Source organism: Crassaminicella indica, assembly GCF_019203185.1.
In the GTDB taxonomy this organism is placed as follows: domain Bacteria; phylum Bacillota; class Clostridia; order Peptostreptococcales; family Thermotaleaceae; genus Crassaminicella; species Crassaminicella indica.
The window spans coordinates 2,493,424-2,511,311 of record NZ_CP078093.1; the positions used below are offsets into that span (position 1 = coordinate 2,493,424).

15 protein-coding genes are annotated in these 17,888 nt (G+C 29.4%); 1 reads left to right on the forward strand and 14 read right to left on the reverse strand.

The features are described 5' to 3' along the window. Positions 1-44 precede the first annotated feature (44 nt). A complete protein-coding gene (gene lexA, locus KVH43_RS11890; RefSeq protein ID WP_218282735.1) occupies positions 45-659 on the forward strand; it encodes a transcriptional repressor LexA in 615 nt (204 codons plus the stop codon). 60 nt (positions 660-719) lie between these two features. On the opposite strand, the gene KVH43_RS11895 is transcribed toward lexA, so the two are convergent. The 14 genes from KVH43_RS11895 to KVH43_RS11960 all read right to left on the reverse strand — a co-directional run bounded on the left by KVH43_RS11895 (position 720) and on the right by KVH43_RS11960 (position 17,880). Next, complete coding sequence (locus KVH43_RS11895) at positions 720-1,583, reverse strand: MBL fold metallo-hydrolase (RefSeq protein WP_218282736.1); 864 nt, start codon at positions 1,581-1,583, stop codon at positions 720-722. 166 nt (positions 1,584-1,749) lie between these two features. Continuing rightward, the gene (locus tag KVH43_RS11900) at positions 1,750-3,045 is read right to left on the reverse strand and encodes a methionine gamma-lyase family protein (protein WP_218282737.1); all 1,296 of its coding nucleotides are present in this window, start codon (positions 3,043-3,045) and stop codon (positions 1,750-1,752) included. Between the two features lie 180 nt (positions 3,046-3,225). Then, positions 3,226-3,474 carry an RNA chaperone Hfq gene (gene hfq / locus KVH43_RS11905; RefSeq protein WP_218282738.1) on the reverse strand — a complete coding sequence of 83 codons (249 nt, stop codon included), beginning with the start codon at positions 3,472-3,474 and terminating at the stop codon, positions 3,226-3,228. A 39-nt stretch (positions 3,475-3,513) separates the two neighbouring features. Beyond that, the gene (miaA, locus tag KVH43_RS11910; RefSeq protein ID WP_218282739.1) at positions 3,514-4,452 is read right to left on the reverse strand and encodes a tRNA (adenosine(37)-N6)-dimethylallyltransferase MiaA; all 939 of its coding nucleotides are present in this window, start codon (positions 4,450-4,452) and stop codon (positions 3,514-3,516) included. A gap of 10 nt (positions 4,453-4,462) precedes the next feature. Continuing rightward, on the reverse strand, positions 4,463-6,382 hold the full coding sequence (gene mutL, locus KVH43_RS11915) for a DNA mismatch repair endonuclease MutL (protein WP_218282740.1): 1,920 nt from the start codon (positions 6,380-6,382) through the stop codon (positions 4,463-4,465). A 4-nt stretch (positions 6,383-6,386) separates the two neighbouring features. Beyond that, on the reverse strand, positions 6,387-9,032 hold the full coding sequence (gene mutS, locus KVH43_RS11920; protein WP_218282741.1) for a DNA mismatch repair protein MutS: 2,646 nt from the start codon (positions 9,030-9,032) through the stop codon (positions 6,387-6,389). A gap of 79 nt (positions 9,033-9,111) precedes the next feature. Beyond that, positions 9,112-10,449, reverse strand: coding sequence for a tRNA (N6-isopentenyl adenosine(37)-C2)-methylthiotransferase MiaB (miaB, locus tag KVH43_RS11925; protein ID WP_218284164.1), 1,338 nt, complete (start codon positions 10,447-10,449; stop codon positions 9,112-9,114). A gap of 325 nt (positions 10,450-10,774) precedes the next feature. Further along, positions 10,775-11,893 (reverse strand): alanine dehydrogenase, encoded by a 1,119-nt coding sequence (gene ald, locus KVH43_RS11930; protein WP_218282742.1) that lies wholly within the window; start codon positions 11,891-11,893, stop codon positions 10,775-10,777. A 200-nt stretch (positions 11,894-12,093) separates the two neighbouring features. Continuing rightward, on the reverse strand, positions 12,094-12,696 hold the full coding sequence (locus tag KVH43_RS11935) for a MerR family transcriptional regulator (RefSeq protein WP_218282743.1): 603 nt from the start codon (positions 12,694-12,696) through the stop codon (positions 12,094-12,096). 169 nt (positions 12,697-12,865) lie between these two features. Beyond that, positions 12,866-13,639 carry a CheR family methyltransferase gene (locus KVH43_RS11940; protein ID WP_218282744.1) on the reverse strand — a complete coding sequence of 258 codons (774 nt, stop codon included), beginning with the start codon at positions 13,637-13,639 and terminating at the stop codon, positions 12,866-12,868. A 105-nt stretch (positions 13,640-13,744) separates the two neighbouring features. After that, the gene (locus KVH43_RS11945) at positions 13,745-15,727 is read right to left on the reverse strand and encodes a bifunctional 4-hydroxy-3-methylbut-2-enyl diphosphate reductase/30S ribosomal protein S1 (RefSeq protein ID WP_218282745.1); all 1,983 of its coding nucleotides are present in this window, start codon (positions 15,725-15,727) and stop codon (positions 13,745-13,747) included. Between the two features lie 94 nt (positions 15,728-15,821). Then, on the reverse strand, positions 15,822-16,469 hold the full coding sequence (gene cmk / locus KVH43_RS11950; protein ID WP_218282746.1) for a (d)CMP kinase: 648 nt from the start codon (positions 16,467-16,469) through the stop codon (positions 15,822-15,824). Continuing rightward, on the reverse strand, positions 16,457-16,633 hold the full coding sequence (locus KVH43_RS11955) for a hypothetical protein (protein ID WP_218282747.1): 177 nt from the start codon (positions 16,631-16,633) through the stop codon (positions 16,457-16,459). The genes cmk and KVH43_RS11955 overlap by 13 nt, the downstream gene beginning before the upstream one ends. Before the next feature lie 20 nt (positions 16,634-16,653). Continuing rightward, complete coding sequence (locus KVH43_RS11960) at positions 16,654-17,880, reverse strand: BaiN/RdsA family NAD(P)/FAD-dependent oxidoreductase (protein WP_218282748.1); 1,227 nt, start codon at positions 17,878-17,880, stop codon at positions 16,654-16,656. Positions 17,881-17,888: the final 8 nt, after the last annotated feature.

The following is a 17,888-nucleotide window of genomic DNA, read 5'->3' on the forward strand; positions in this document are numbered from 1 at the left end:
TGATTGTATGCTATAATTAATAAAAAACTAGCGAGGTGTTTCTCTTGTCATACAATATTTCAAAACAACAAGAAAAAATTCTTAATTATATAAAAAACGAAGTTAAAACAAAAGGTTATCCTCCTTCAGTTCGAGAAATATGTAAAGCTGTTGGTTTGAAATCCCCTTCTACTGTTCATGGACATTTATCCAAACTTGAGAAGAATGGTTATATTAGGCGAGATCCTACAAAACCTAGAGCAATAGAAATATTAGCAGATGATTCAAATATAATCCCTACAAAAGAAATTATTCAAGTACCTATTGTAGGAAAAGTCACCGCTGGTCAACCTATTTTAGCTGTTGAAAATATTGAAGATTCTTTCCCTGTACCACGTGATTTTATAGATGACAATAACTATTTTATGTTAATCATAAAAGGAACTAGCATGATTAACGCAGGAATATTAGATGGAGATTATGTTCTTGTAAAACAGCAACAAGTTGCACATAACGGTGATATTGTAGTAGCTATGATTGAAGATGAAGCAACAGTAAAAAAATTTTACAAAGAAAAAGATTATATTCGATTACAGCCTGAAAATCCTTCTATGAATCCTATTATTACAAAAGATGTTCGAATTTTAGGTTTAGTAAAAGGAGTCTTTAGGAAATTGTAAATCTAAAACCCACCTACAATTTAGTATATAGGTGGGTTTTTCAGCCATAGTGCTAATTCTTTATAATTCTAAAATAGTTCCTGTATTATTTACAAAAAAATTATCACAATTTTCCTTAAATATTTGAATTGCTTTTTCACCAGTACAATGAGATACACCAATCATCTTAATATTTTTTTCTTTTAATTTTTCTATTGTTTTATTTATACGCTCTTCATCAGCTTCTACAAGATGAGTTCCACCAATAATCCCATAAATATTCTTTCCTGTTCTTTTAGCAATTGTATCCACTATATTCAGAACACCAGGATGAGAACAACCTAATAAAATAATCAATCCTTTTTGAGTGTCTAATCCTAAAGTTATTTCATCATCAAAATGATCTAATAAATATTCATTTCCTCTTTTAAATCGCATATGTGGATTTAACTCTTCAAAATCATATATTCTTTCAAAGTTCGTAAAAATATATACATTTTCACGAACCTTCACTATATCACGATTTACATACTTAATCTTTAATTGTTTTTCTTTTATAAACGATTCATCAAAATTAATTCCGATATATCTACATCCTGAATCATCTGCAGTAAAATCTAAATTTTGCTTTTCATCTGAACAATAATATTTATTACTATTTTTAAAAAAATTTTCACTTATATAAAATTCTGGTTGAACATCAAAATGCTCCAAAAATTTTCTAACCCCTCCACAGTGATCATAATGTGCATGACTAAGCGCTAAAACATCTGTCTTTTTTAAATCAATACCTAATGCTTTTGCATTTTCAATAAAATCTCCTGTTTTTCCTGTATCAAATAAAATATTTCCCTCTGGTGTTTCAATAAAAAAAGAAAGTCCGTGTTCATTGTGTAGATTTTGATTATTCCCTAAAGAATTCTCTATGATCGTTGTAATCTTCATAAATAATCCCTCCATTATTTTATCTAATATTTCCGTTACTAAAACATGTTTTTCTTCAGTTGAATTATATCATGTTTTCTAATTATCTACAATTTACCAATTATTATAAAAAAACTATTGTAGTCTTTCGTTAACCACAATAGTTTAAATTTATCAATCCCTTATATTATGTTAACTTTATACATCCTTTATCCACCATAACCTGAATTCCTTTCATCACACCATATTTTGCATGCTCATATGTAAGCCCTCCTTGAAAATATACAATATATGGCGCTTTAATCGGTGCATCTGCACTTAGTTCTATAGAAGAACCTTGTACAAAAGCTCCTGCTGCCATAATCACAGGGCTATCATATCCAGGCATATCCCAAGGCTCTGGTGTTACAAAAGAATCTACAGGAGCAGCTGCTTGAACTCCCTGACAAAAAGCAATCACCCCTTCAGGGCTTCCAAGCTTTATAGACTGAATAATATCACTTCTAACTTCATTATATCTTGGCGACACTTCATATCCTAATTTTTCAAAAATTCTTGCGCAAAAAATAGATCCTTTTATCGCTTCACTAACAACTTTTGGTGCCATAAAAAGTCCCTGAAACATACTTCTTGTAAGCCCAAATGTTAATCCACATTCTTTTCCGATCCCAGGAGAAGTCATTCTATAGGAAATCAATTCTATAAGATCTTTTCTTCCTACAATGTACCCTCCTGTTAAAGCTAATCCTCCACCAGGATTTTTAATTAAAGAGCCTGCCATAATATCTACTCCTACTTCAGTAGGTTCTAATATATCTAAAAACTCTCCATAGCAGTTATCAACCATACAAATTACATCTGGTTTAATAGATTTAGCCGTTTTTACAATCTTTTTGATATCCTCAATCATTAATGCCTTTCTCCAGCTGTATCCTGTTGATCTTTGTATGTAAACCATCTTTGTCTTTTCTGTAATAGATTTTGCTAATAATTCTAAATCTACTTCTCCATTTTCTTTAAAATCTACTTGTCTGTAACTTACACCAAATTCTTTTAATGAACCCTTTCCCTCTCCTCTGATTCCTATGACCTCTTCTAAGGTATCATAAGGTCTTGCTGTTGCAGATACAATCTCATCATTCGGACGAAGTATTCCAGTAAGACACAAAGTTAATGCATGAGTACCATTCACAATAGTAGGTCTTACAATAGCATCTTCTGTTTTAAAAAGATTTGCATAAACCTTTTCGATAGCTTCTCTACCTGCATCATTATATCCATATCCCGTATTCCAATTAAAATGTGTATCACTGATCCTTGCATCTTGCATGATTTTTAGTACTTTGTATTGATTATATTCTTTTACTTCATCAATCTTTTTAAAGCTTTCTTCAATCTCTTTTTCTACTTCTAAAGCTAAATTATATATTTTACTATTTATATGCATTTTTTCTTTTAAAAAATCTTTTATATGTCTTTTCATCCTATCACCATCCATTATATATGCTTTTACTAATTTAAAATCTATAAGCTGTCAACCATGCAATCCTTCTGTATTTTAACACATTCATTCATCATTATCAATTTGACCTACATAAAGAGAATAATAACATATCTTTTCAAAAAAATAAGAACAACATTTTGTTGCCCTTATTTTTCTTATTTATTCATTTTCTTGCTCTTGTTTTTTATTTTGTACAAAATTAATAGCCTTTAACGGTGTAATAGTTGAAATAGCATGCTTATAAATCATATGCTGTCTTCCATCACTATCTATTACAATAGTATAGCTGTCAAAACCCTTTACAGTTCCCTTTATTTGAAACCCATTGATCAAGTATACGGTTATAGGCATATGTTCTTTCCTTACCTGATTCAAGAATATATCTTGAAGATTTATTGCATTTTTCATAAATACCCCTCCTAAAATGATGTCATTAGTTAAAATATTCTATAAAAGATTTAAATTTCCTTCTACATATTTTATAATATCCTCTTCTAATTCTTGTTTTGACTTGTAATCACAAAAATCAAACCATTTTATTTGGTCATATCTTTTAAACCATGTTATCTGCCTTTTTGCATAACGACGTGTATCTCTTTTCAAAAGGCTTATAGCTTCTTCCAAATCATATTCTCCTTTTAGATAACGAATAATCTCCTTATAACCTAATCCTTTCATAGATATATCTTCTTCATCTAATCCAAGCTTCATTAAATCCTTTACTTCTTCAATTAGACCACATTTTATCATTAAATCTACTCTCATATTTATTCTTTCATAGAGCTCTTGACGATCTCTTATTAGCCCTATTAACACATAATTATATTCTTCATTTTCTATTAAAGCATTCTTAAAGTCTTTTATTCTTCCCCCATTTTCAATAACCTCTAATGCTCTAATCACTCTTTTTATATTATTAGGATGAATACGAGCAGCTGCCTCTTTATCCTTTTCAAAGAGCTTTTGATGCAAATATTCATTTCCAAATTTTTGTGCCAAATCTTCTAATTTTTTTCTAAATGTCCAATCAGAAGTAGTTTGTGTAAAGTCAATATTGTATATAAGAGCATTCACATATAATCCTGTTCCTCCAACAACAATAGGTAGCTTGTTTTTTTCAATGATCTTATCAATATATTCCTTTGCTTTTTCCTGAAAATCTGCTACAGAAAACCGTTCTCTAGGATCAATTTCATCCATTAGATAATGAGGAATTCCTGATTTTTCTTCTTCTGTTGGTTTTGCACTACCAATATTCATATATTTATAAACCTGCATAGAGTCTGCAGAAATGATCTCACCATTTAATCTTTTTGCAACATTAATAGATATTTCTGTTTTGCCAACTGCAGTAGGTCCAACGATAATTAAAAGAGGTTTTTTCATAATCTTCCTCCTATATTCTCTTGAATTTCTTTTCAATATCATATTTACTCATAGATATAATAACTGGTCTTCCATGAGGACATGTATATGGATTTTCAAGCTCAGATAACTGCTTCATAAGTTCTTCAATCTCTAAAGGAGCTAATTGATCATTTGCCTTAATAGCCTGTTTACATGACATGGATATTATTTTTTCTATTTTTATATCATAACTAGATTGAATATCTTTTTTAAGATTATCAACAATCTCTATAAAAAACTTTTTTGCTTCTGGTTTACCAAAAACAACAGGTACAGATCTTATAATTAATGAATTTATCCCAAATTCTTCTATTTCAAACCCTAAACTAATAAATATGTTCTTATTTTTTTTTACCATTTCAAATTCTCCAAGGGATAACTCTATTAAAATAGGTGCTAGCAATTTTTGACTAACAGGAGACTGTGCTTGATAATTCTTTAATAATCTGTCATATATAATTCTTTCATGTGCTGCATGTTGATCAATTAAATACATAGACGCTTCATCTTGTCCTATTAGATATGTATTAAAAAGCTGTCCTAATATACGAATCCCTTGAATCTTTTCTTTATTTTTATTGTACTTTCTTTCATCTATTAATGTATTGTTGGTTTTGAAATCTTTGTTCTTTATATCCTTGTGAAAATTTTGATTTGCAACTTTAATATTTTCTTTTTCAGAAAAAGCTCCTGTAAGCTTTTGTTCTGTTTTATTATTTGCATGATAGCTTGATTTATCCTCACAAACTAAACTTTCATCTCTTGTATTTACAGGATTGATCCATTCATCTTCTTTTTTAATAATTTTTGTTTTATCCAATTCACTAGACTCTTTCAGTACAGGTAAATCTAATATCCTTTCTTGATAACCGTCTTCTTTTTTCTTAGGTCTTTCAAAGCTTACACTTGGAATTAGATTTTCCTTAAGAAGTCTTTTCTTTAGTGTATTTACTACAAAATCTTTAATCCTTAATTCATTATCAAATCGAATTTCTGTTTTTGTGGGATGTATATTCACATCTATACTGTTTGGAGAAACTGTTAAATAAATAAAACATATAGGAAATCTATTAACTGTAATAAGCGTTTTATAGGCTTCTTCTATAGCATCACTAAGAATTTGATTTTTTACATAACGACCATTTACAAAAAATACCTGCAACTGCTTATTTCCTCTTGTTAAAGTTGGCTTTGAAATATATGCTTCTATATATAAGTCTTTTTGCCTATTAGATGTGTAAAACATACTCTTCGCTATTTCTTTTCCATAAATACTTGCAATATTATTCACAATACTACTTGAACCAGATGTTGTAAATACAATAGATCCATTGTTTATAAATCGAAAAGAAATATCTGGATATGCTAAAGCATATTTACTAACTAAATCACTTATATGACTTGTTTCTGTAGCCTTTGACTTCATAAATTGAAGTCTTGCTGGTACATTATAAAATAAATTTTTTATAACAAAAGTAGTCCCATTAGGACATCCTATATCTTTATGCTCTATAATTTGCCCTCCATGTAATTCTAAATAAGTACCTGATTCTACATCTCTTGTCTTTGATATTAATTCAACTTGAGATACAGCTGCAATACTTGCTAATGCTTCTCCTCTAAATCCTAATGATAAAATAGTATTCAAATCCTCAACATCTTTGATTTTACTAGTAGCATGTCTTTCAAATGCAATCCTTACATCTTCTTTATGAATACCTATTCCATTATCTGTAATTCTTATATAGCTTTTACCACCATCTTTAATTTCGATAATAATCCTAGATGCCTTTGCATCTATAGCATTTTCAACTAATTCTTTTACAACAGAACTAGGTCGGTCAACCACTTCTCCTGCTGCTATCTTATTAGCTATTTCTTTTTCAAGTCTATGAATTCTTTTGAGCATTCCATTACACCCCTCTGTTTTGAGCTATTTTTACGAGTTTATATAAATAGTTCATAGCTTCCATAGGAGTTATATCTAAAATATCTATTTTTCTTAATTCTTCTACAATCATTTGATTATTATTATTAAATAAACTTATTTGATCTTCACATACTACAGCTATTTCTTCTTGTACAGTATCTTTTTCAACCTTATCTTTTATAGTTTTATGATTTAGGTCATTTTCTTCTAGCTGAATTAAAATCTTTTTCGCTCGATGAATAACTTCATCCCTAACTCCTGCAAGCTTTGCTACTTGAATCCCATAGCTTTGATCTGCACTACCTCTTATAATCCTTCTTAAAAAAATTATATCATCATTCATTTCTTTTACAGAAATACAATAATTTTTTACACCTTCTAATAGTCCTTCTAATTCTGTTAATTCATGATAATGCGTAGCAAATAAGGTTCTTGCCCCTAAAATTTCCTTTGAACTAATATGTTCAACTACAGCCCAAGCAATGCTTAACCCATCATAAGTGCTTGTACCTCTTCCTATTTCATCTAAAATTATTAGACTATTCTTAGTTGCATTATTTAAAATGTTAGCAAGTTCACTCATTTCAACCATAAATGTACTTTGTCCTTGTGCAAGATCATCTGATGCTCCTACCCTTGTAAAAATCCTATCTACAATTCCAATAGTTGCATTATCTGCTGGAACAAAGCATCCTATTTGTGCCATTAATACAATTAAAGCAACTTGCCTCATATAAGTAGACTTTCCAGCCATATTTGGTCCTGTAATAATTGAAAATCTATTTTCCTCCCCATCTAGATAAGTATCATTTCCTATAAACATGTCTGCATTCATTGTTCTCTCTACAACAGGATGTCTTCCATTTTCAATAGCTATAAGTAGTTCATGATTCACTTTTGGTTTAGTATAACCAAAACGATCGCTCACTTCCGCAAAGGATACTAAAGCATCTAAAGAGGCTATAGCTGTAGCTGTATCTTGGATCTTCTTTGTATATCTTTTTATTTTTTCTCGAACATTTACAAAAATTTGATACTCTAATTCTATTATTTTATCCTCTGCCCCTAATATTTTAGCCTCTGCTTCTTTTAATTCAGGTGTAATATATCTTTCTGCATTTGCAAGTGTTTGTTTTCTAATATAATGCTCTGGTACTAAGTTTAAATTTGATTTTGTTACTTCTAAATAATAGCCAAATACCTTATTAAATCCTATTTTTAATGATTTAATTCCTGTATTATTTTTTTCATTACTTTCTAAGTTTGCAATCCACTCTTTACTGTTTGTTACAATTTCTCTTAATTCATCTAGCTCAGAGTGATATCCTTTTTTAATAATTCCTCCCTCTTTTATTGTAACTGGAGGCTCATCCATAATAGATTTTTCTATTAATTCTTTTACCTCTTCTACTAGATCTATATTATTTAATATTTTTTTTAGTTTAGTTCCATTAAAAGAATCTAATAGCTCTTTTATCTTAGGTAAAGCTTTAAGAGATAATTTTAATGCAATTAAATCCCTAGCATTGGCATTTCCATAAGATACTCTTACTACCAATCTTTCAAGATCATACACATTTTTAAGTAAATCCTTTAAGTCCTCTCGGATTAACATAGCATCTTTTAATTCTTCTACAGCATCCAATCTTAATTGTATTTCATGAACATCCTTCAGAGGCTCTTCTACCCATTTTTTTAAGGTTCTTCCTCCCATAGCTGTATTTGTTTTATCCAATGCCCAAAGTAAAGAGCCCTTCCTCTTTTTTCCTCTCATCGTTTCAGTAAGCTCTAGATTTCTCCTAGTAGACTTATCCAAAATCATAAAAGCCTCAGATGCATAATAGCTTATATGATTGATATGGAGTAAAGAGTTTTTTTGAGTTTTTTCTAGATATTCAAATAACGCCCCTATAGATGAAATAACATAATGTTTATCCTCTATTCCAAAGCCTTCTATTCCTAAAATATTAAAATGTGACTTGATTTTTTTAATAGCATAATCTTTCTCAAAAGTCCAAGTATCAAATACATCTATATATGGAGTAGAAACCCTTGTGATTTCTGATTTTAAATTACATTTATCAAATTCTAATGTATTAATAATAATTTCTTTCGGATTAACTTTAGCAATTTCATCTAATAAATGATCTATGTATTTATCATCTATAAATTCTGTTGTCTTTAATTCACCTGTTGATACATCTGCAAAGGATATACCTGCTCCATTCTCATCTATATATATTGACATAATATAATTATTTTCTTTTTCATCAAGCATATGACTATCTATTACTGTCCCTGGGGTAATCACTCTGACAACTTCTCTTTTTACAATTCCCTTCGATTGAGATGGTTCTTCTACTTGCTCACCAATAGCAACCTTATAGCCTCGTTCAATTAATCTTGCAATATAATTTTCTGCAGAATGATAAGGCACTCCACACATTGGCGCTCTTTCTTTTAATCCGCAATCTCTACCTGTTAATGTTATTTCTAACTCCTTTGAAGCTAAAATCGCATCATCAAAAAACATCTCATAAAAATCACCTAATCGAAAAAATAAAATACAATCTTTATATTTTTCCTTTAAATCCAAATATTGTTTCATCATTGGAGTTAATTTACTCATAAAATTCCTCCTATCAAACATAATATCACTATCATATCATAAACTATATAAAACCAGGGTTCTCCCTGGTTTTCACATTTTAATTTTCATCAATAAATTCACCATTTAAACTAAATGTTTTAGGCTCTGTAATCTTTACCTTTACAAGTTTTCCAATACAATCTTTAGGCCCTGTAAAATTTACAAGCTTATTAGTTCTTGTACGTCCCATGAGCTTAGTTTTATCTGTTTTACTATATCCTTCTGCTAAAACTTCTACAACGTGATCTTTAAATTTACTATTTTTTTCAGCAACAATTGGATTTAAAACAGCTAATAACCTTTCAAAGCGTTCATGTTTTATATGATCAGGCACTTGATCCTCAAATTTAGCAGCAGGCGTTCCTTCTCGAATAGAATAAATAAAAGTAAAAGCAGAATCATATTCAACTTTCTTTATTAAATCTAATGTTTCTTCAAAGTCTTCTTCAGTTTCTCCTGGAAATCCAACAATGATATCTGTTGTGATCGTTATATTAGGAATCTCTTTTTTCAAAGCATTAACTAATTCAAGATACTTTTCCTTTGTATAGTGTCTATTCATCTTTTTTAATACATTTGTACTTCCTGCTTGTACAGGTAAATGTATATGCTCACATACCTTTTCACAATCTCTCATAGCTTCTATTAATCTAAAAGATAAATCTTTAGGATGAGATGTCATAAACCTTATTCTTTCTAACCCATCTATTTCATTTATTCGATATAAAAGACCTGCAAAATCGATATCTTCATCTAAGGTTTTTCCATAGGAGTTTACATTTTGTCCTAAAAGTGTAACTTCCCTTGTACCATCAGCTACCAATTTTTTAATTTCATTTAAAATATCTTCAGGCTTTCTGCTTCTTTCTCTCCCCCTAGTATAAGGGACAATGCAGTAAGTACAAAAGTTATTACATCCATACATAATATTTACAAATGCTTTTAATTTATGTTTTCTTATAGCTGGAAGTCCTTCCACAATTCTTCCTTCCTCATCCCATACATCTACAACCATATTTTCTGACTGAATACCTTCTGACAGTAATTGAGGAAATTTATATAAATTATGAGTACCAAATACTATATCTACATGTTTATATTTCCTTTTAATTTCTTTGACTACGTGAGGTTGCTGCATCATACAACCACAAACAGCTATGATCATATCTTTTTTTTCTTTTTTCATATTTTTTAATTGTCCTAAATTTCCATAAACCTTTAGTTCAGCATTTTCACGAACACAGCAAGTATTATAAATTACTAAATCAGCTTCATTTATATCACTAGTCTCAATGTATCCCATATGATCAAGCATTCCTAATAATGTTTCAGAATCGTGCTCGTTCATCTGACAACCGTATGTTACTAAATATACACATTTTTTATTTCCTGTCATTTGATAATATTCTATGTTTTGCTCTGCTATTTTTTCTATGTATTTTTCCTGCTCTTTCAATTCTTCTGGAGCAACGTTTATATTTCTTCTTGTTTCTTTGTCATTTTTCAAACTAAAAAACCTCCTCAAATATGTATATTGCTACATATATTATTAACATATTTACAAGTATTATTTCAATACATTATACCATAAAAGTTTATTCTTTGAAAAAGATATCTACTGATTTGTTATCTATCGAAACTAAAAGAAGATGATTTCTATTTAATGCAGAAATCATCTTCTTAATTTAGTTCAACCTTTTTAAATATTCTGAAAAAGCATATTATTTTATAATTTCTTCAAGCGGAATATATGGAAGATTATGTGCTTTTGCTACTGCTTCAAAAGTAATTTTTCCATCAATTACATTAACACCTTTAGCTAATGCTTTATCTTCCTTAATAGCTGCTAAATAACCTTTATTAGCTATATCTAATCCATATTTTAAAGTAGCATTTGTTAATGCCAATGTAGAGGTTCTTGCTACTGCACCTGGCATATTTGCAACAGCATAGTGAAGAACACCAAATTTTTCATATGTTGGATTGTCATGTGTTGAAATTCTATCAATTGTTTCAATAGAACCACCCTGATCAATAGCAACGTCAACGATCACAGACCCTGGTTCCATTGTTTTAACCATATCTTCAGTTACCAAACGAGGAGCTTTTGCACCAGGAATTAATACCGCACCAATTATTAAATCTGCTTTTCTAACAGCTTGTGCAATATTGTAGCTATTTGACATAACAGTTTTTACTTTTCCACCAAAAATATCATCTAAATAGATAAGCCTTTGCATATTAACATCTAGAATAGTTACATTTGCACCAAGACCAACAGCCATTTTAGCTGCATTTGTACCAACAATACCTCCACCTATTATTACAACTTCAGCTGGAGCAACACTAGGTACACCACCAAGTAATACACCTTTTCCTCCTTCATGCTTTTCTAAGAATTGAGCTCCAATTTGTGTTGCCATTCTTCCTGCAATCATACTCATTGGAGTAAGTAGTGGTAAAGAGCCATCTTCAAGTTGTACTGTTTCATAAGCAATACCAACTACTTTCTTTTCTATCAATGCTTTAGTCAATTCTGGTTCAGGAGCTAAATGTAAATATGTATATAATATTTGTCCTTCTTTAAAGTAATCGTATTCTTCTTTTAGAGGTTCCTTAACTTTGATAATCATATCAGCTTGATCAAATACTTCCTTAGGGGTAGGAATTATTTTTGCACCTGCATTTTCATAGGCTTCATTGCTAAAACCACTACCCACACCAGCATTGTTTTCAATGATAACTTTGTGTCCTGCTTTTACAAAAGCTTCTACGCCAGCAGGTGTTATAGCCACTCTGTTCTCATTGTTTTTAATTTCCTTTGGAATTCCTACTATCATGTCAATCACCTCATCTTAAAATTTTTTGTTTATAGCTACACTAATAATTAGTGCTTGTCTTAAATGTATTATACCATATTTAGGAAAAATATTGCAGTTATTTTTTGAATGATTTTAATTTTTTAACAATACATAAAAATAGAATATTTGCGTTCAATTTTCAGAATTTTGTGCACTGATCAATTATTTTTTTGACTAATTTATTTTGAAAATAATTTTTTCCAAAACGGAACTTTCTTTTGATTCAAGTGACGCATTTTTTCCTTTAACTGAGCTAATTCATAGCTTTTTTCCTTTACCTTCATCTTCAATCTAGCATTTTCACATATCAAAACATCCTTTTCTTTTCGTATTGAATCCATATGTTCTGATTCATCTCTTCCTTTTAACATAGCATCTAAATAGTCTATAATCTCATCCTTCGTTTCTTCGAGCTTAGAACTAATATTATTATGAATTGATTCATTTATACGAGTACATAGCATTTGTACCATCTCCGAAGAATAATCTTCTATAATACTCAGCTCCTCTGAACTAGTAGCAGCTACTTCATTTGAACCAGATACAACTAATTCTGGCGATTCAAGAACAAGCTTTATCTGTTTATTAGTTAAACCTTTTTGTTGAAGTTCTTTTATATAAATGAATTGTTCAATTTCCTTATAAGTATAATATCTCCGATTAGAATCTATTCTTGGTATATCTAGATTAAAATCATTTTCGTAATATCTTAACACATGAGGTTCGTATCCTGTTATTTTACTGACTTCAGAAATAGAATATCTTTTATCTTTATCTACCACGTACATCCCTCCCATCTATTTTTACTATTCTTGATTAATAATTTAAATCCTCTCTCATACGTATGTATTTCAATAGCAAATTCAGTCAGTATTATACATGCTTTATTATATACAAAGTAAAAAATGCTATATATTTGTAAGAATATATAGCATTCTGTTGAAATTTAAGCTATTTAATTTTTTTATAAAAAAAAGTTCTATACGAATCTAAATTGTATCTAGTAGGTAAAATAATCTGTTCCGTACTTCCAACAAATAGTATTCCATCGTCATTTAATGCATCATGAAATTTTTTATACATAATTTCTTTAGATTCTTCTGTAAAATAAATCATCACATTTCTACATACAATCAAATCGCATTTATCAGGATATGGATCTTTTAATAGATTATGTTGCTTAAATTGTACGCACTTTTTAATTTCTTCACTAATTTTATAAGATTCTCCAATCTTTTCAAAATATTTGTTTGCCAAATGCTTTGGTACATTTTCAATACTCTTTTTAGAATATATACCATTCTTAGCTTTATTGATTACTTCTTTATCAATATCTGTAGCTAATATTTTTATAGAACTTAAGGGTACTAGTTCACTTAATGCCATTACAAGTGAATATGGCTCATCACCAGTAGAACATGCAGCACTCCAAATCTTTAGAGTTTTTTTATTCTTCAAAAGGGTAGGAAATATTTCCTTTTGCAAAATTGTCCATTGACTTGGATTCCTAAAAAATTCTGATACATTTATTGTAAGATAATTAATGAATTCCTCAAAAAGCTTTTTATCCTTAGTAATAGCATCATAATAATCTTCATAGTTTGTAAAATTGTTTCTTTTAATTAAAGAGTCAATCCTTCTTTTCATTTGTCTTTCTTTATAATAAGATAAATTAATTCCCGTTTTTTTATATATTTTTTCTTTAAACTTTTCATAATTCCTCATTTTTCGTCCCCTTTATTATTATAAATTTTGTCGAATATAACTTACTTATATTTTCTTATAAATCGCTATAAATTTCAAGAAAAAAATAAGGAAGATCTCTCTTCCTTATTCTTTAGATTCTAAAATCTCACCTATTGTTGTTGGTTCATTATCATTGATCATTTCTACATTTGTATCATTTGTAGCTTCTACAACCTCTTTCATGCTTAAACTAATTCGTTTATTTTCCTTATTTAAATCTAATATTTTCACTTTTACTTTTTGACCAACATGTACTTCCTCAGAAGGTTTTGCAATGTGTCTCTCGGATATTTGAGAAATATGCACTAACCCATCTACACCTGGCTCAAGTTCAACGAAAGCTCCAAAATCTACTAACTTTACAACCTTTCCTTCTACAATATCACCAACACTATATTTTTCTTCTACATTTCCCCATGGCTCAGGAGTTGTCTGCTTAAGGCCTAATGAAATCCTATTATTTTCTTTATCAAAATCTAATACAACAACTTTGATCTTATCACCTATCGCTACAACATCTTTTGGATGCTTTACTTTGCCCCATGAAAGATCTGAAATATGAACTAATCCATCTATACCACCAATATCAACAAAAGCTCCAAAATCCGCTAATCTTTTTACTTCACCCTCAATCACTTTACCTTTTTCTATATTTTCCCATAACATACGTCTCTTAATCTCATTTTCTTCTTCTTTTACTACTCTTCTTGAAAATACAACTTTTTTCTTTCTTAAATTTAATTCTATAATTTTTACATGAAGTTCCTTTCCAACATATTCTTGTAAATCACTTACATAACTAGTTGATAATTGTGATGCTGGTATAAAACCTGTAATTTCCTTATATATAGCAATAACTCCACCTTTAACAACTTGAAGAACTTTTACTTTTAATGTACTATTTTTCTTTTCTACTTCTTCTAAATCTTCCCAATTCTTTTCAGCATCTACTCTTTTCTTAGATAAAAGTACATTTCCTTCTCCATCATCTGTTCTTAACACATAAGTTTCAATTGTATCTCCTTCTTTTGCAATATCATGAGGATTTACTAGAGGATCATTGGAAATTTCATTTTTAGGAATAATTCCATCTGCTTTATATCCAATATTAACCATGATCTCCTTATCTGTAACATGAATAACAGTACCTTTAACTATGCTTCCTCTTCTAGGCACTGTTAAACTGCTTTCAATTTCCTCCATCATTTTCATCATTTCATTATTCTCATGTTCCATGTTATTCATTTTTTGTATAGCCTCCTTAATAATCCAGTCCGGTGTAGATGCTCCGGCTGTTACTCCAATTTTATTTAAATTTTTAAGTTCTTCTATTGGTAATTTCTCAGCAGTTTCTATATGATAAGTATTTTTACAATACATTTTCCCTATTTGTACAAGTTTTTGAGTATTTGAACTATGAAATCCACCAATGACAATCATTGCATCCACTTTTTTTGCAACATCAGCACATGCTTCTTGTCTTTCCCTTGTTGCTGTACAAATAGTATTGAATTTTTCTAAACTTTTTGCTTTTTTCTCAAGCTTTTCAACTATATGATTCCACAATTCCAATGTTATAGTTGTTTGTGCTACAACGCATATTTTATCCAAATGTTTAATTTTATCAATATCTTCTACATTTTGAACAATATATGCATCATTATTACACCACCCATTAATACCTATGACTTCTGGATGCTTAGGATTTCCTATAATAACAATCGTATACCCTTTATCATAATATTCTTTTGCAGTTTTTTGAACTTTTCTCACAAAAGGACAAGTCGCATCAATAATTTCAATATTATAATTCTTAGCTAAATCATATATATACAGTGGTACTCCATGAGAACGAATTATTAAAATATTATCTTTAGCATCTTCTAAGTTCTCTACAGAAAAAACCCCCCTGCATTGCAATCTTTTGATAACTTGATTATTATGTATTAAAGGTCCATAGGTATATATTTTTTTGCTGTTATTATTACCAATAGCATTAATAGTCTTATTCATAGCTTGTTTTACACCAAAGCAGAATCCTGCATTGTCAGCAATAATTATTTTCAATATTATTATCCCTCCTAAGCTTATTTTTATTAAATTCTACATATTATTACAAAAGTCCTTCTTAAAAGAAACAAAAAAACAAATAAAATATCTATTATTTCATATAATTTAAAATCTCTTCAACCACATCTTCTATAGATTTTCCAGTTGTATCAATTTCAATAGCATCTTCTGCTTTTCTTAATGGAGCAAATTCTCTTTCTATATCGATTTTATCTCTATTTTTTATTTCTTCCTTAACAATTTCTATAGTTGTATCAAACCCTTTATCTCTTAACTCAATAAATCTTCTTTTCGCTCTTTCTTCTATAGATGCTGTTAAGTAAAATTTATATGTAGCATTAGGAATTACATAAGTTCCTATATCTCTTCCATCCATGATAACATTTTTATTTGCTGCTATGCTCCTTTGAAGCTCTACCATCTTCATTCTTACTAAAGGAATTCTCGCTACATGTGAAACAAAATTATTCACTTTTGGAGTGCGAATTTCTTCAGTAACTAATTGCCCATCAAGAAAAATATCATTTCCTTCTAGATCAATACTACTTGCCGATAATACCTTTTGTATACTTTCTTCTTTATCTATATCAATTCCTTCTCTTAATATTTTTAATGCAATAGCTCTATACATAGCTCCTGTATCTATATATGTTAAATTTTTACGTTTAGCAATTATCTTGGCTATAGTACTCTTTCCTGCTCCTGCTGGACCATCTAAAGCAATACTTATATTGTCCATACAATTCTTCCTTTCCTTAGTATAATTTCTTTTCTTAATAAAATATGACCATTTTCAAACTTATGTAAAATTTGACATATCATTAGAAGAATGGATGCAATTATTAATAACTTTAAAATATTTTTCTCAATTTTTTTTGAATTGTCTACTATTTTTTGTGACATAATTACCCTCCATAAGCTACTTATACGCTAATTCCTGCCAAATATCCAGTTGAAAAGGCAATCTGAAGATTATATCCTCCTGTCAAAGCTTCTACATCCAGTACTTCTCCTGCAAAATATACACCTTCCATTTTCTTAGACTCCATAGTAGATGGATTAATTTCTTTTACATTAATTCCTCCTGATGTTATAATTGCTTCTTTTACAGGTCTTGTCTTCGTAATAGTCATTGATAAATTCATCAATAAATCTACTAATCTTTTTCTCTCATCCTTTGTAATTTGGTTTACATATTTATTTTCTTGTATTCCTGATAACTGAATAATTATAGGAATTATCTTAGAAGGCAGTAAATCACTTAGAGCATTTTTAAACTGTTTTCTAGAATATTTGTCAAAATCCCTTATAATTCTTTTATCTAATTTCTCTTCATCTAAAGCTGGCTTAAGATTTAAAAACACTTGAATTTTTTTATTTTTTAAATAGTTGCTAATATAACTGCTCATACTCAAAACAATTGGACCAGATATACCAAAATGAGTAAAAATCATTTCCCCAAATTCTGAATGAATTTCCTTATTATTATAAACTGCTTTGAGTAAAACATTTTTTAATGATAATCCTTGCAGCTGTTTAACCCAATCTTCTTCTACCTCTAAAGGCACTAAAGCAGGCTTTAACGGCTTAATATTATGACCCATTTCTTTAGCAAATCTGTATCCATCTCCTGTTGAACCAGTAGAAGGGTAAGAAATTCCACCTGTGGCAATAATAATTTTATCACAATTTATAATTTTATTATTAGATAGTTTCACACCAAAGATTTTTTGATCTTTTGTTAATATTTCTTTTACTTCTGTATTTAATTTTATATCCACACCATAGGATACCATGTATTTTTCTAAAGCTTTAATGACATCACTTGACTTGTCTGACTTTGGAAATACTCTATTTCCTCTCTCAATCTTTGTAGGAGTACCATATTTATTAAGCAAATTGATTATATCATCATTAGTAAAGGTATAAAAAGCACTATATAAAAAATTTTTATTAGTTGTTACATGATTTAATAATTCTTCAATATCACTATAATTTGTAATATTGCATCTTCCTTTACCCGTAATATAAATTTTCTTTCCCAGTTTATCATTTTTTTCTAGCAGTATAACATGCTTTCCTCTAGATGCAGCAGTACCTGCTGCAATCATGCCAGCAGCGCCGCCTCCTATCACGACTACTTTTTCCAATGATTTAT